We start from the raw sequence: 15,235 nt of genomic DNA, 5'->3' as shown, positions 1-15,235 counted from the left end.
GACTGCGCACTTCGCCCCGGACCTGTCGTCACGCGGGGCGCCTGAATCATTCCCGCAGGCCACGCGGCGCCGCTGCCGCCTCGCGCCACCGCTCGGCTTCCGTGAGCCGGGTGCGCTCGATCTCCACCCCTTCCCCGGCCGTCGCGGCCATCCTGAACCACGCTGCCGCCTGCAGGAAGCCATCCGCCCCCACATCGCCTGGGACGGGAAGCGACATCGCGCTTCTCAGCCAGGGCAGAAGGGGACAGAGCCGCTCCAGCGCCTCCGCCTCTCCGGCCAGGAAGTCGCCCTCGTCGAGGATGTCGCCCACCTGCACTTGGACGCTGCCGACGAGATCGGCGAGGGCTACGGCCAACATGCGCAACGGCATCCGTCCCAGCATGTCGACGCAATCGCCGCGCAGCGGCTCACCCGCCGCCTGGGGCGAGCAGGCCAGGACAGCGTGGAGGAGCCTGCCGTCGGGCCAGTGGAAGCCGATCAAGCGGTCCCGCCCGACCCGCGCCGCTCCGAAGCTCGCGAGGACGTTGCAGCGGCCGAGCACGTAGAGGTCGGCGAGGGAGCCGAGCGCCTGCGCGCCCTCACGCGGATCGAGGCCGCTCTCGCTGAGGCTGAAGTACAGGCGGATCAGGTCCGATCCGGCGAGCCGTCCGTCAAGCCAGACGGTTGCGGGATCGGAGCCGGACCTCACGGACGCAGTGCCGTCTTGCCGATGCCGAACGAAGCTTCGCAGGCCCCGACGATACCGGCACGCCGGCACGCGAGGGTCCAGCGCCCGTCGCGCCCGATCGGCCCGGGTCCGACCCGCGCCGGCATCATCGGGCCGGCCTCGGGATCCTCGTCCGGCCGCGACCGAGCCTGCGCATCAGTGCGCCCTCTCCCAATCGTCGGCGACTTTCGCCTCGACGACCAGCGGCACGGCGAGGTCGACGTCGGGAGCCGCCGCGCCGGCCATCACGTCCGAGACCACGCGCATGGTCGCCTCGGCCCCGGCCGCAGGCACCTCGAACACCAGCTCGTCGTGGACCTGCAGGAGCATCCGGGCCGAAAGCCCCGCCTTCAAGAGCGCGCCCTCCATCCGGATCATCGCGCGTCGGATGATGTCCGCGGCGGTCCCCTGGATCGGCGCGTTCACGGCCTGCCGCTCGACGCCCATGCGCTCCGAGGCGTTTCCGGAGGCGATGCCGGGGTAGTGGCAGACGCGCCCGAACAGAGTGCGCACGTATCCGTGCTCGTGGCAGAACGCCTTCGTGCCCTCGACGTAGTCGCGGATGCCCGGAAAGCGTTCGAAGTAGCGTGCGATGAACTCGGCCGCCTCCTGGCGCCCGATGCCGAGCCGGTCGGACAGCCCGAAGGCGGAGATGCCGTAGACGATGCCGAAGTTGATCGTCTTCGCCCGCCGCCGCATCTCGCCCGGCACCGCGTCCACCGGCACGCCGAACATGTCGGAGGCGGTCGCCGCATGGATGTCGACGCCCTCCGCGAAGGCCTCCCGCATCCGAGGGACGTCGGCGAGGTGGGCGAGCAGACGAAGTTCGACCTGCGAGTAGTCGGCCGAGAGGATCCTGTGTCCTTCCGCGGCCACGAATGCCGCCCGGATCCGGCGCCCTTCCTCGGTCCGGACCGGGATGTTCTGGAGGTTGGGGTCGCTGGAGGACAGACGGCCGGTGGTCGTCGCGGCGAGGGAGAAGGTCGTATGGACCCGGTCGGTGCCGGGATCGGCCGCCGCGAGCAGCGCATCGGCGTAGGTGGATTTCAACTTCGCCGTCCTGCGCCAGTCGAGAAGACGGGCCGGCAGGTCGTGGCCGGCCGCGGCGAGATCCTCCAGGACGTTGGCCCCGGTCGCCCACTGCCCGCCGGGCGTGCGGCGTCCACCGGGAAGGCCGAGCCGCTCGAAGAGGACGTCGCCGATCTGCTTGGGCGAGCCGATCTGGAAAGGGCCGCCCGCGAGCCCGTGGATCTCGGTCTCGAGGCGCGCGAGCGTGCTTCCGAAATCCCGCGACAGGTGCCCGAGGGCGGCGCGGTCGATGCGCACGCCGGTCGCCTCCATGCGTGCCAGGACCGGCACCATCGGAAGTTCGAGCTCCTCGTAGACCCGTTGCGCGGGCGTTCCGTCGAGGCGCGGCTTCAGCACCGCCCAGAGCCTGAGCGCAGCGTCGGCCAACTGCCCGACGACCGGCGCGGCGGCGCGGGGAGCGACCGACTCGGCAGGGATCCGGCCGCGGCCGTGCCCCCGGAGAACCTCCGGATCCGGGGCGGCGCCACCCAGATGTCGGGTGGCGAGCTGCGGCAGTTCGTGCCCGGTCAGTCCGGATTCGAGGGCATACGACATCAGGCCCACGTCGTCGGCCGCCGCGATCGCGAAACCGAGGCGCCCGGCCGCCTTCGAGGCCCCCTTCAGGTCGTGTCCGACCTTGCGCACCTCGGGATCCTCCATGAGCGCCGCGAGAGCGCCCCAGGCCTCCGCGGCGTCGATCTGGCCGGCGGCCAGCCCGCCGAACAGTCCGTCGCCGGCAGCCCTGTGTTCGACCGGCACGTAGACGGCTCGCCCAGGCTCGACGGCCAGCGAGAGGCCCAAGGCGCCCCCGTCCCCCCGATGCAGATGGAACCCGAAGCGGCCGGCCGCGCGCGCCGCCGCGACCCAATCGTCGAGCTGCCCGCGGGTCTCGACGATCCCGTACGCGTCGGGCTCGGTGGCCGGAAAGGGCGGCAGGGCCGGACCGTCGCCCGCGGGCACCGGAGCGGACGCGGCGGCGAGATCGGCGTCCGGAGCCACGCCGTCGGCATCGACGGAGAGTTCCTTCGCGACCCGCTTCGCCAGGGCCGGCAGTTCGAGGGCCTTCAGGTAGGCGACGAGGCGCCGTCCGTCCGGCGCCGGCAAGGCCAGGGCGTCCGGATCGACCGGCAGATCGACCGCGCAGTCCAGCTCGACCAGCCGCCGCGACAGACGCGCGCCCTCGGCGTTGGCGAGGATGTTCTCGCGGCGCTTCGGCTGCTTGATCGTCGCCGCCCCGTCCAGGAGCGCCTCTAGGCTCCCGTATGCGAGGAGCAGTTGCGCGGCCGTCTTCAGACCGATGCCCGGCACGCCCGGGATGTTGTCCGAGGCGTCCCCGATCAGCGCCAGCGCGTCGCCGATCCGGTCGGGCTGCAGACCCTCCCATTTCGCGACCACCGCATCGACGTCGAGGTTGCGCTCGGGCCGGTAGCCGGGTTTGCCCTTCGATCCGCTCTCGGCGTCGTAGAACCGGACTCGCGGAGAGACGAGCTGCTGCAGGTCCTTGTCGGCCGAGACGATCACGACCTCCGCGCCCTTGGCCTCGGCGTTGCGCGCGTAGGTGGCGATCAGATCGTCGGCCTCGGTGCGGTCGAGCTCGATCACGGGCAGCCCGAAGGCGCGCACGGCGGCGCGGACCAGCGGCATCTGGGGACGGAGGTCCGCCGGCGTCTCGGACCGGTTGGCCTTGTACTCGGGAAAAAGCTGTCGCCGGTGGGACTCCCTGGAGCCCTTGTCGAAGACGATGCCGAGATGGGTCGGCACGACGCCCGCCGCGCCGTCGCGCACGAACTGGAAGAGCTTGGCGAAGAAGAGCCGCACCGCACCCGTCGGCAGACCGTCTGAGGGGCGGACGTTGTACTTCGGGTCCTGGTTCAGCGACTGGTGGTAGGCGCGGAAGACGAACGAACTCGCATCGACGAGGACGAGCCTGGATTCCGGACCGAGAACGAGGGTGCTGGACATGTACCTGCCGAAGGAATGGAATCCAGAGCGAACATCGCTTGGATCCGACTCCTTCGCAACCGAAGACGGCGGGGGCGCGCGCCGCTTGGTTGACGCCCCCTTTCTCGCGGCCCTGGTGGCCGTGGTCTAGGGGGCCGGCGAGAGCGTGGGTTCCGGAGCGTCCGTTTTGGACCACGTCCAGCTGCCGGCACCCACGTCGTAGACCCGCACCGAGGTGCCGTCGGCGAGGGCCATGTCCCGGCCGCGCCAGACGTCGACCTGCAACGGCACGCCGGCGATCTCGATCTCGTAGAACGCCGGATCCTCGGCCGCTTCGAGGATGCGGGCGAACTCGGCGTCCGCGTCGAAGGCCGGCAGGGGTTCCCCGGAATTGTCGAGGGTGATGAACACGTCCGCGGCGGCGTAATGGAAGGTGTCCAGGATCTTGCCCTTCGAGATGGCCTCGACGAGGTCGTCCTTCTCGAAGGCGGGCATCGCGAACCCGTTCCAAAGCTGCTTCGTCAGCCAAGCGGGGACCGGGCTCTCATCCTCCGCCCAGTCGCCGGCGACCCAGCCCTTCTCGCTGGCGTGGAGGCGGACCCGGTCCTCGTCGGTCTCGGGCCTGAAGCCGGCCTCGAACTTGCTCAGGGCCGCCGCGTGCATGAAGCCTCCGCCCTCAGGTGCGTAGTGCACCCGCCCGTCGACGACGTCCGACACGCGGACCGTCGAGTCGGGGTCGTCGCGGCGGATGAAGATGTCGCCCCTCTGCATCGGTCTGCCTCGTGATGTCCTGCGCCTTTGCCGGGGGTCGTCGACTTACGGTGTGGGCGAGCCCGCGGAGTCGGCGACGGGTGTGGCCGACTCCCAGCTGTAGTAGCCGGACCCCAGATCGTAGACGCGCACCCGTGTGCCGTCGGTCCGGAGGATGTCGCGGCCGCGATAGATGGTGGCCTCCAGCGTGACGCCGTCGACGTTCACTTCGAGGAGATCGGTTTCCCCGGCCTCGGCCAGGATGCGCGGCAGCAGCACGGCGGGATCGAAGGACGGCATATCCTCGCCGGCGCTCTCGAGCACGATGAAGGCATCGCCTTCCTCGTGGAAGAAGGCGCCGTAGAGCATGTTCTTCGCGATCGCGTCGAGCAGATCCTGCTTCTCGAAGGCGGGCATCAGCCAGCCGTTCCAGTACGAGCCGTTGAGCCACGCGGGAAGCTGATAGTCGTAGCCCCAGCTCTCGAGCGTCACGGCGCCCTTGTCGTAGGACAGCCGCTTCGCCCGTGCATCCGGCGTCTCCACCTCGAAGTCGGCCCCGAACTTCTCCGCCGTCGCCTCGTGGACGCGGCCGCCGCCCTCGCCGGCGAAGCTGACGATGCCGTCCTTCACGTCCCCGACGCGGACCACGAACGTCGGCTCTTCCCGGTGGGTGTAGATATCGCCCCTGCGCATCACGGCCTCCGCTGTCCCGTCATTCTCGCACCCCGGGACGAAAGAGGCCAGAACGGGACTGCCGCCTCCCGGCGGTCGACTCCCGTCGCCCGCAGCCATGCTGCCCGGGACACGGGGGGGGGCAGCATGCCCCGCTGCGACGGGTCCGGCGATTTCGAAGACCTCGACGACGCGGACCACGAGGTCGAGGCGAGCGGCAGGGCCGGCCGCCACGTCGGCCTCGAGGCGTCGTCGCGGCCGGCCCGAGGACACACCCACCAACGAAGTAGCCCCACCGCCGGAACCGCTCACGAACCGCTGCGATTGCTCCCCGGACCGAGCCGTTCGAGGGACGAATGAACCTGTTCGACAGCCTTCCGGGCCTCCTCTCGTCGGCGACCGCCGTCGACGGAACCCTCGTCGGAAGCTCGTTGCTCGTCGCGTCCGGGCTTCTGGCCGCCTCGTCCGCCGGCTTGTTCTGGACCCTTCGGACCATCGGCGGCCTGCCGCCTGGGGCCCGCGACATCGCCGCCCGCATGGCGGCGAAGGCGGAGATCGGCCGAGTGGCCACGACCTCGTTGCACGATCTCAGGATCCGGACGCCGCTGGAGGTCCTGACGATCGACCATCTCGTCAAGACGGGCGGCGGGGCGGTCGTGGCCGGAAGCGTGCGGCTCGATGGCGAAGTCAACGGGGGTGCCCGGGACCCGATCTGGCACGTGCGCCGCGGCCGTGAGACCCTCACGATCCCGAACCCGATGCATCAGGTTGCCCAGCGCGTCCATGCCATAAGGCAGGCTTCGCAAGGTGCGCTGCCCATCGTAGGTCTCGTGTTCTATGCGGGGCAGGCCAAGTTCGCGAACGGGGCTCCCGAGGGCGTCGTGCCGATCGCGCGGGCGGGAGCGAAGCTCTCCGAGATCGCGGTCGGGATGCCCGCCGCCGCCGACCGCGGGAAGGCCTGGACGCTGCTTTGCGACCGGCTGCTCCGCCCGCGGGTGGAGCAGCCGGCGTGGCGGGCCCCCGCTCCGAGCGCGAGCGTCGTCAGGCTGGATACGAACCGGCGCACGGCCTCCGCCGCACGGCGACCCGCAGGACCTGGCGGGACGGTCTTCGCCTTTCCCGGCAGCGCACCGACCCGCGGCTGACCCCTCAGGGTCGCGGAGCGCCGGGGGCGAGGTCTGGGAATCGGACCGCGATCACGTCCGTCAGACCGAGCGTCTGCGCCCCGAACCGGCAGGCGTCGTCCGCAAGTGCCGCCAGCGCCGGCCCGTCGTCGGCCTCCGTCGAGTACCTGCGGCCGCGCGAAAGAGTGAAGGCGTCGAGAATGTCGCCGTTGGATGCTGAGAAGACGAACTCCTTGCCGGATGTGACGGTGAGATTGGAGCAGGGCCATTCGGAAGCGAAGGCGTCGACTTCGTCTCTGTCCACCTCGACGACGTATCCGCCGCCCTGCATGTATGCCCGCATCGATCTCTCCTCTCGTTCCTTCGATGCTAGACACGGGCCGCGAAAGTCGCCACGCTGGCGCTATTCCTTCGATGGAGATCGGAATGTCTGCGGCATGCATCGTAAGACGGCTGACGCCGGCCGATGCTGAAAGCTTTCGCGCGCTGCGGATCGAGGCTGTCGGGACGACGCCGTATACCTTCGCGGAGGAGCTTCCGGCCGCGATGGAGCGTGGGATCGGTGCCTACGCCGCCGCCCTGGCCGAGGAGGCCGAGACCCGGACCTATGGCGCTTTCCGGAACGGCGAGCTCGCGGGTTTCGCGGCCTCGACCCGCAAGCGTCCGCCCTTCGAGTTCATCGCCAAAATATCCTCCGTCTTCGTGAAGGCCGAGCACCGACGCGTCGGCGTCGCCCGCGACCTTTTCGCGGCGGTCGAGGAGGCCGCGCGCCGGGAGGGCGTGACGAAGTTGACGCTCGCCGTCGCGGTCCAGAACGCCGAGGCCCGCCGGCTCTACGAGGCACTCGGCTACGAGGCTTACGGCATCGAACCTTGCGCGATGCGGACCGGGGGCATGTTCGTCGATGAGGAGCTCCGGGCGAAGTTCCTGGCGCGGCCGGATCCGACCGGACGGATCTCGGTTCCGGGCCTCGTCCGGGAAGCCTGCGTCGCTCCGGCGAGGCATCCGGCGACCGCGCGGCCCATTCCAGGCATCGAAGCCGGCATTCCGGCCTGAGCCTGCCAGCCGAAATTCTTTCCGGGGCCGCCTTATGGATCGGCGGATCCGGGGTATCCTGGTCTCGTCCCCACACATCGAGAGAGACCATGCCGACAGCTCGCGGAGACGCGCGCGAGGTCGCGGCCGAGCGCCGCGGCTACCGACGCGCCTTGAAAGCCATCAGGGACCACCACGCCCGCCAAGTCGATCCGGCCACGAACGCGAACCGCCTGGACAACCTCGCGACCTTCGAGGTCCGCGACAGCTACGTGGGGGCGGTCCGGGCGGCCTGCAGGAAGCATCTCGGTGTCGCACCGTGAGGCTTCCTACTTTCGGCGCCATGGCCCAATCTCCGGTCGCGCAACCGCCGGAGACGCCGATGTCCGACGACCAGGAACTCGATGCCGCGGTCGCCCGGCGGATGGGCCATCCCGAAGCGTTGCGGGCGACGGCCTTCGACTGCCGAGGCCTGCCGATCGAGATCGCGCTGCTCGGGCCGCGGGAGCATGCCGACGAGCACGCGGTCACGATCCACTACAACTGCGATCCCGACGAGCCGACCCGCGGCACGAGCGAGTTGCACCCCTACGCCACCCTGGCGGAGGCGACTGCGGGCTACGAGGAAGAAATCGCCCGGATCTCGGCCGAACTCGCGCAGGTTCCGCGGCCCTGATCCACAGGCCGACGCCGGAGCGCCCTGCGACCTCAAGGCGGTGGAGTGGGCTACTGGCCGCCGGGAACGGCATAGTTCTGTTCACGTTTTGGTCTCATCCTGGGATCTTCGAGCCCGCTGCGATGGACCGGCGACATGCGCTTCAGCCCGGCGATCCTTGACGAGATTCGTGCCCGCATACCCGTCTCGCAGGTGGCAGGGCGGCGCGTGACGCTCAGGCGGTCGGGCCGCGAATGGAAGGGCCTGTCGCCGTTTCGGCAAGAACGCACGCCTTCGTTCTTCGTGAACGACGGCAAGCGTTTCTATCATTGCTTCTCGTCGGGCAAGCACGGAGACGTGTTCCGCTTCCTCATGGAGACCGAAGGAATGACGTTCCCGGAGGCGGTCGAGACCCTGGCCGCCGAAGCCGGCGTCGGGTTGCCGGAGAGGCGCGCCGAAGGCTTCGTCGGGCGCAGCCGGCGCACGGGGATATTGGACGCCCTCGGCGTCGCCGCCGGGTTCTATCGGAACGCGCTTGCCGGCGACGAGGGTGGGGAAGGCCGGTCCTTCCTGGCGCGTCGCGGGATCGAGGGATCGACATGTGACCGTTTCGGCATCGGATACGCCCCTCCCGGCTGGGACCGGCTGCGGGCAGGTCTGCTGGAGTTGGGCTACGACGACGCCATCCTGGCCGAAGCCGGTCTCGTGGGCACGGGCGCCCGCAGCCTGAGCGCATACGACCGCTTCCGCGACAGGATCCTCCTGCCGATCCATGACCCGGCCGGCCGTCTCGTTGGCTTCGGGGCCCGTGCCCTGTCCGACGACGGGTCTCCCAAATACCTGAACTCGCCCGAAACCAGGGTCTTCCGGAAGAGCGAGCTCCTGTTCAATTTCCACCGCGCGCGCTCGGCCGATCCCTCGCAGCCGCTCGTGGTCGTCGAAGGCTACCTCGACGTGATTGCCCTCGACGGTTCGCACTGGCAGCGGACGGTCTCGCCCATGGGGACCGCGCTGACGCGGGAGCAACTGCATCTCGCGTGGCGGCTGTCGGATGAACCGGTGTTGCTGTTCGACGGAGACGACGCCGGCATCCGCGCCGCTGATCGCGCGATCGATGCCGTTCTTCCGGAGCTTCTTCCAGGCCGGTCCGTCCGCATCGGGCTGCTGTCCGACGGCGATCCCGACAGCCTCGTTCGCGACGGCCGCCTCGACGAGATCGCGGAGGCCGTCGACGGTGCGCTGCCTCTCGTCGAGGCGCTCTGGCGGCGCGGCGCGGACGGCGTCGGCGGTGCGACCCCCGAGAGGCGGGCGGGTTTCGAGAGCAGGCTCCTCGCATCGGTCGACCGCATCCGAGATCCCATCGTCCGACGTCACTACGCAGACGAGTTCGCAAGGCGCCTCGGCGCACCGCAGTCCGGGCGGGGTTCCCCGGAACGGAAGCCGGATCCCGACGAGATCCTGGCCCTGACGCTGATCGAGGCCCATCCCACGGTGGCGCGGCCGCTGCGCGACGATATCGAGGCTGCCGGCTTGGTCGGCGCCGCGGCGTCCGACGTCGGCGGCCTGCCGCCCGAGGAAGGCTGGCTGGCGGGTCCCGACGTCGATGCCGAACTCGTCCGGACGCTCCTCATCGAGCTGCTGCGGGTCCTGCGGCAACGGGCGCGCCTGCGGATCGAGACGGCCCTCGACGCCGCCTGATCCTTCCGGGCCTGTCGCAATTGCTCCTTGCGGGCGGCCCCGCTATCCGGTCGAGCGGAGACGGAGCGCGATGGAAATCTTGGATCTGCCGGTCCACCGGACGTCGATCGTCGCTCCTTGCGACGTGATCCGCCGCGCCACGGGCAAGGACGAGCGCGTCTCGGTCGCCTTTCCCATCGAAGTCCCGCTCGACAGAGGCGCTGAACTCGCGACCGCAGCGCGGTTCCAGGGGATCTGGCCGCTGACGCGCTTCACCTTCGGCCATCTGGAGGGACGCGACAACTGCGACGCCGACTATCTCCGTTGCGGCGACGCTCTGCTGGCACCCATCCAGGTGCTGGGCTTCAAGCACATGTTCAAGGCGAGCGTGACCCGGGAGTACGGCCGCTTCGAACTGAGAAACCACGATGCCTTCGTGGATCTGGCCCTGACCGCCGACGACCCAGACGGCCTTCTCCTGAGTTGGTCCGCGCCGCATCGCGTCTCGGGCGCCAGGAACCACTATTCGGGGCGGGACGGAACCCTCGTCCTGAACGACGACTTCCGCGGCATGTTCGAGTTCGATCGGTCGTTCTCCGACCGAATCCGACGCTTCGTCCGCGCCAACTTCGTGATGCGGTCCGAAGGGCTCTTCGCCCGCATGCCGCTCCCCTCGTGGCGGTTGCACGACGGGATGATCGGCCTCGATCCCCGGCCGATGAAGATCGAAGGCTGGACGAACTCGTTCCGCCTGGACCGGCTGGCCGAGGTCCATCGGATGGCCGAGCACTTCCTGGGTCGGAAGGCCGCCGCCGCGATCGCGGCCCCCGCGTCGTCGGTGGTCCATCTCGACGACGTGCCGTCCTTCGTCGGGGACGACCTCGGCCCGACGAAGCGGGCCGTCACCCATCTTCTCTCCGAGGCGGCTCCCTTGCTCCCGCAGCTCGCACGGACCGCCGTCCTCGACTGGCACGCGGCCATCGCCGAATCCCTCGGGACGGACGCCCAGCAGGCGGAGGCCTTCGTCAGGTTCTCGGAGGCCGTCGAGGCCGCTCCCGCGTCGGTGGAGGGCGACGCGTGGCTGAAGCGGTCGGCCGGCCTGAGGTGGCGGCTATGCGAGATCGATCTGCCCAGACTCAGGCCCGACGCCGCCTGGAGGCCGCGCGCGGCCTGACTTGCCGGGTCAGGGGCGGTAGGGCGCGACCGGCTCGCTTTCGGCCGCCGGGGGCGTCCACTCGCAGTAGGCGGCGAGCACGATCTCCCCGGCCAGGAAGCGCCTCGCGAGCTCGACGTCGTCGGATTCGGCCGGAACGACGTCTCGGAGCCGATCCCAATTCACGCTCCGGCCACCTCCAAGCATGCCGTGCTCGAAGCGTTGCCGGGTGCTGTCCGGCACGAAGAAGACGGCTTGCGAGAGATCCGTCTGCGCGTGCCTGATCGCCAAGCCGGGTTCCTGGCCCCAGGGCAGGTCCGCGACGCACCGCGCCACGCCTTCGAACGGAGCCTTCCAGCGGGCGTAGGCTTCCGCGCGCCGGACGAGTTCCGGGTTGGGCTCATAGTCGAGATCGAAGAGCTTCTCGCCCTCGGTCCCCTTCAGGTCCGTCGCCGACACCGTCATGGCCGAGCCGTCCTCGAAGGGCACGCGGACAGGGGAGCCGGCCTTCGGGATCATCGGTGCCACGCCCCAGGATTCGAACGCCCGCGCGAGTTGGCGTCTCGTGAGATAGGTGTGATGCAAGGCGCTCTCCTGGCGGTACGCCGACGCTAGGGAGCCCCTCCGCAACCCGCAAGCGCCGGCAGGTCGCCAAGCACTCGGACCCCGCCCGCGCAGTGAGGGCAAGCCCGGCGGCGATCCCGCCGCGGTGGGTGCGAGGCGCGCCGGGTATGCCCAGGCAATGTCGGCCGGCAAGCGGGCCGGCGGCGGATGGGGCCCCTGGATCCGTACGGCTCCCAGGGTCAGCGGGGAGCCGGGGAGCGCGCGGCCAGGTCGACGCGAGGAAGGGCGCCTTCGGGATCGATCAGCTGCCTGAGGCGCAGCGCCTGGGCCGCATCGAGCGTCGGGCCGCGATGGATCCAGCCGGCATAGGGGATCGCCAGCATGCCGTCCTCGGTCCGGCTGACGGGCCCTCCGGGTGCGCGGAACAGCTCGGCGAGCCCTTCCGCAGCGGCACGAAGGAGCGCCTCGTCGGTGAAGCGAAGCCTGATCTCCGGCGGTTGCTCGCCCGAGATCCTGGGCCTGACCGAGAAGCGCACGGCCCCCTCAGGAAACGACGACCGGACGACCGCCCCGATCTCGGCCGCCCGTCGGACTTCCATCACGTCGTGCCATCCCGCGGCCACGACGGCGGGATGGAGTTCCTCGAACCACACCGCGTTCGCCTCATGGATGGCGTCGATTCCCGCTACCGACATCGCCTTCGCGGTCAAGGCGGCGTCCTCCTCATCGGGGGCCGCCCACGACATGCCGTCGGCGTCGAGACGCCAGCCCGGGACCACGAAGTCCATGCACCGCAGCGCATCCGCCCGCGCGTCCGAGCGCGGGCGTCCGGCGACGGAGACGACCTCGAAGGGGTCGGGCCAGCCGAAAGGGTTGTAGGCTGCCGGCCCCGACGCGTATCGCCCGTCGCGTCCCCGGTCCGCGCGACGCTGCAGATAGGACGATCCCGAGATGGGACGGTCGCCGGCGACGCGGGGTCCCGGGGCGACGCCCGCCTTGTCCAGGGCCTCCTCGACCCGGGCGAGGATGGCTCTCCACCGTCCGACGTCGGGAGCGGTCTCGGCGTAGAGGACCAGCGTCTTGCCGGCCTGCCGGTTCGCGGGGTCCCCCAGACGCGCGAGCAGCGAAGGGCCGGCCACCTTGGCCTGGAGGCGCGCCTCGGCGGCGATCGGGAGAAGCGCGTCCCAGGCTTCGGCGACCTGCCCGGGATCGACCGAGACGTGGATCTTCCAGCCCTCGTGCCCGGGACCCTGCTCGACGCGCAGATCCGGCCTCCTGAAGTCGAAGCGGATCCAAGCGTCCACGTGCGCCATGGACGAGGGCATCGCCGAGACGGCCCATCCGGGCCCATCGACCGCGAAGGCTCCGGCATCGTCGCCCGGCAGCACGGCAGCGTATCGGAGGGCCGCCAAGTCCTCCGGCGCCGGCACGGCGGCCGCAGGGGCCGCGGCGAACCTCGGATCGCTCGGATATTCGGACGCGTCGACTTGGTAGAGCTGCCCGAGCCTCCGGCCGAGCCAGGAGAACTCCATCGCGTTGACGAACGGAAAGAGGACGTCCGGGTCGGGCCACCCGAGCAGGAGATCGTCGAGAGGCACCGGCATCGGCGCGTTCCTCTCGAGCTCGACCAAGCGACGGGAGAGCCGGGCCATGTCGGCGTTCGCGAGCAGCGCATCCCGGCGTCCGGGCTGCCTGACCGCCCCCGCGTTGGCCAGTAGGGTCTCCAGATCCCCGTGCTCGGCGATGAGCTTGGCGGCGGTCTTCAGCCCGATGCCGGGCACGCCGGGCACGTTGTCGGTCGCATCGCCCATCAGCGCCAGGACGTCCCCGAGGCGCTCTGGCGACGTCCCCTCCCAGGCGGCCGCCACGGCTGCGGCATCGAACAGGCGGGCGGGCCTGTAGCCGCTGCGGCCGGGGACGCCGTACTCGAAATCGAAGGCGTAGATCGTGGGGCCGACGAGCTGGAGAAGGTCCTTGTCGGACCCGACCATGAGGACGTGCGCTCCCCTGGCGCTCGCGGCGGTGGCGTAGGTCGCGATGAGGTCGTCCGCCTCGTAGTTCTCGGCCTCGATGCAGCCGTAGCCGAACGCCCGCACGGCGTCGCGGAAGAGGGGCTTCAGGAGCTCGAGATCGGCCGGTGGTTCGGGACGGTTCGCCTTGTAGCCCGGGAAGAGATCGGACCGGTGCGAGCGACGCGAGTGGTCGAAGAAGATGCCAAGATGGGATGGCCGGGTCTCGCCGAAGCCGGTCTCCAGAAAACCGAGCAGCCGCTCGCAGAACTTGCGGATCGCCCCGTTCGCGAAACCGTCGGACGGGCGCGTGTTCCGGGCGGGGGCCGCCGAGAGCGCGAGATGGTAGGCTCGGTGCATGAAGAAGGAACCGTCGACCAGTGCGACGACGTCTCCGGGGCCGGTCGGTGCTTTCTCTCGTTCCATCGAATCGAAGCCAAGGCGGTGGACAAGCTTCTCACTCCTTCCGACATCGCCTGCGAATTGCAATCCCGGTGTTGTGACTTTCGGAGCCGTGGTCCACCTTTCGGACGCGGAAGGAACCACCCCCTTGGCGAGCTACATTCCTCAACTCTTCAGAAGGAATGCACCCAGCGCTTCGAACGCGCCGCCGCCGCTGCATCCGGATCTGCGCGACGACGAACTCAGGCGCGTCGCCCAAGCCCACGTCGACCTGGACGCTCCCGCGATGGCCCGCAGATACGGCCGGGCCATCGCGAACGCGCGGCTCGCGGACGTCGAGAACGGGCGGCTTCTCGTTCTGCATGTCGCCCGCGAGATCCAGGCCCGCCTGTCCGTGCCCGTGCCGGGGTTCGACCCCGAGCCGGGCGATCCCTTCGAGACGGTCAGGCGCGCGACCTCCATCGTCGCCGAGGACTTCCTCACGATCGCCGCGCGTTGCCGCACCGCCGCCCGCGGCCCGGCCCGGCTCGAAAGTTCGGCCCTCCTCGTCGGGGCCTTCGAGGCTCTGGCAGAGGCGAAAGTCGCCTGCGGCATGCTCGCGGCATCCTTCCATTTCGACCCCGTGGCGGCGTTGGCCGCGGACGAGGCCGATTCGCGCCTGCGCGAGGCCCGCACGCAGCTCGAGGCGCTCGGCCTGGGAGATGGCAGCGACGATGCCGAGATCGAGCGGCGCGCCCGCATCAGGCTGCTGCGTCACGCGAGCGTCGATCTCGAAGCGGTCGGGACTGCCGAACTGCGTCGCATCGAGCGCCTCGCCGGCAACTGGTTCCTGCTCAACTCGTCGATGAACCTTGCGGTCGGCCGCAGGGTCCGCGGCGAGGCGCTCCTCGCGCCGCTGTCGTCCCGGGACGCCCTGAACCTCCGCCGCGCCGGAGCGGCTGCGGCCACCGCTTTCGCGGCCTTTCGGGATGCGCCCGGCTTTCTCGGGCTCCTGCGTCAGGTCGCCATGTACGAACGGCATCTGCTGGCGGCGCGGACCGGTTCGCCCGTCTTCGACGGTTCGCCGCTCTCGAATCTCGTTCTTCGGATCCGCGAGGAGGTCCGGAGCGGAACCGCGACCTTGCCCGTGCTCGAACTCCGGTCCGAGCCCGGGGGCATCGCCGGCCGGTTCGACACCGGAGACCGCCCCGGCATCGCCATTCTGGACGACCTGCCGACGCGCATGTCCCGTCAGTACCCCGACGCCGTGCGCGTCGTTCCGCTGCCGGTCGATCAGGCTACCCTTCCGCACATCGACGAAGCTCGACGTCTCGGGGTGGGGCTCACCTTCAGGACGTTGGGTGACGCTCTTGCCTGCGTGGAGATCGGCGACCCGGAAACGGTGCGGCTCTTCTTCTCGGGAGAGTATGCCGTCGCCAACCGCATCGGAGGCGGCGTTCCGGAACCGGGCGGCCCCGCCCCTGGCTAGGACGCCGCGGA

At 70.3% G+C, this 15,235-nt stretch carries 14 protein-coding genes; 7 read left to right on the top strand and 7 right to left on the bottom strand.

All coding sequences use genetic code 11. The features are described from left to right. Nucleotides 1-46 precede the first annotated feature (46 nt). The 4 genes from MFF56_RS22255 to MFF56_RS22240 form a co-directional block, all read right to left on the bottom strand. On the bottom strand, nt 47-688 hold the full coding sequence (locus MFF56_RS22255) for a hypothetical protein (protein ID WP_238231121.1): 642 nt from the start codon (nt 686-688) through the stop codon (nt 47-49). A gap of 174 nt (nt 689-862) precedes the next feature. Next, nucleotides 863-3,736, bottom strand: a complete 2,874-nt coding sequence (polA, locus tag MFF56_RS22250) for a DNA polymerase I (protein WP_238231120.1) — start codon at nt 3,734-3,736, stop codon at nt 863-865. A 126-nt stretch (nt 3,737-3,862) separates the two neighbouring features. Then, a complete protein-coding gene (locus MFF56_RS22245; RefSeq protein WP_238231118.1) occupies nt 3,863-4,486 on the bottom strand; it encodes a DUF3450 domain-containing protein in 624 nt (207 codons plus the stop codon). Between the two features lie 45 nt (nt 4,487-4,531). Continuing rightward, nucleotides 4,532-5,158 carry a hypothetical protein gene (locus MFF56_RS22240; RefSeq protein WP_238231117.1) on the bottom strand — a complete coding sequence of 209 codons (627 nt, stop codon included), beginning with the start codon at nt 5,156-5,158 and terminating at the stop codon, nt 4,532-4,534. Nucleotides 5,159-5,493: 335 nt separating this feature from the next. Between MFF56_RS22240 and MFF56_RS22235 the strand changes: the two genes are divergently transcribed. Beyond that, nucleotides 5,494-6,282 (top strand): nuclease-related domain-containing protein, encoded by a 789-nt coding sequence (locus tag MFF56_RS22235; RefSeq protein WP_238231115.1) that lies wholly within the window; start codon nt 5,494-5,496, stop codon nt 6,280-6,282. A gap of 4 nt (nt 6,283-6,286) precedes the next feature. On the opposite strand, the gene MFF56_RS22230 is transcribed toward MFF56_RS22235, so the two are convergent. Then, nucleotides 6,287-6,604 (bottom strand): hypothetical protein, encoded by a 318-nt coding sequence (locus MFF56_RS22230; protein ID WP_238231113.1) that lies wholly within the window; start codon nt 6,602-6,604, stop codon nt 6,287-6,289. Nucleotides 6,605-6,687: 83 nt separating this feature from the next. Between MFF56_RS22230 and MFF56_RS22225 the strand changes: the two genes are divergently transcribed. From MFF56_RS22225 to MFF56_RS22205, 5 genes are all read left to right on the top strand, one after another. Continuing rightward, complete coding sequence (locus MFF56_RS22225; protein WP_238231111.1) at nt 6,688-7,317, top strand: GNAT family N-acetyltransferase; 630 nt, start codon at nt 6,688-6,690, stop codon at nt 7,315-7,317. Nucleotides 7,318-7,406: 89 nt separating this feature from the next. After that, entirely contained in the window at nt 7,407-7,619 is a 213-nt protein-coding gene (locus MFF56_RS22220) for a hypothetical protein (RefSeq protein WP_238231109.1), read from the top strand. A 59-nt stretch (nt 7,620-7,678) separates the two neighbouring features. Next, nucleotides 7,679-7,972 (top strand): hypothetical protein, encoded by a 294-nt coding sequence (locus tag MFF56_RS22215; RefSeq protein WP_238231107.1) that lies wholly within the window; start codon nt 7,679-7,681, stop codon nt 7,970-7,972. 135 nt (nt 7,973-8,107) lie between these two features. Then, nucleotides 8,108-9,649 (top strand): DNA primase, encoded by a 1,542-nt coding sequence (gene dnaG, locus MFF56_RS22210; RefSeq protein ID WP_238231105.1) that lies wholly within the window; start codon nt 8,108-8,110, stop codon nt 9,647-9,649. A gap of 70 nt (nt 9,650-9,719) precedes the next feature. Next, nucleotides 9,720-10,802, top strand: coding sequence for a hypothetical protein (locus MFF56_RS22205; RefSeq protein ID WP_238231103.1), 1,083 nt, complete (start codon nt 9,720-9,722; stop codon nt 10,800-10,802). Nucleotides 10,803-10,811: 9 nt separating this feature from the next. On the opposite strand, the gene MFF56_RS22200 is transcribed toward MFF56_RS22205, so the two are convergent. Beyond that, the gene (locus MFF56_RS22200; protein ID WP_238231102.1) at nt 10,812-11,366 is read right to left on the bottom strand and encodes a hypothetical protein; all 555 of its coding nucleotides are present in this window, start codon (nt 11,364-11,366) and stop codon (nt 10,812-10,814) included. A gap of 218 nt (nt 11,367-11,584) precedes the next feature. Beyond that, entirely contained in the window at nt 11,585-13,714 is a 2,130-nt protein-coding gene (locus MFF56_RS22195) for a 5'-3' exonuclease (RefSeq protein WP_238231100.1), read from the bottom strand. On the opposite strand from MFF56_RS22195, the gene MFF56_RS22190 reads away from it, so the two are divergent. Continuing rightward, on the top strand, nt 13,713-15,224 hold the full coding sequence (locus tag MFF56_RS22190) for a hypothetical protein (RefSeq protein WP_238231099.1): 1,512 nt from the start codon (nt 13,713-13,715) through the stop codon (nt 15,222-15,224). The two genes, MFF56_RS22195 and MFF56_RS22190, sit on opposite strands and share 2 nt — an antisense overlap. Nucleotides 15,225-15,235 lie beyond the last annotated feature (11 nt).

It is taken from the genome of Methylobacterium hispanicum (genome assembly GCF_022179285.1).
Taxonomy (GTDB): Bacteria; Pseudomonadota; Alphaproteobacteria; order Rhizobiales; family Beijerinckiaceae; genus Methylobacterium; species Methylobacterium hispanicum.
Note: the sequence above shows the minus strand (reverse complement) of the source record. Positions and strands in the feature narration are given on the sequence as shown.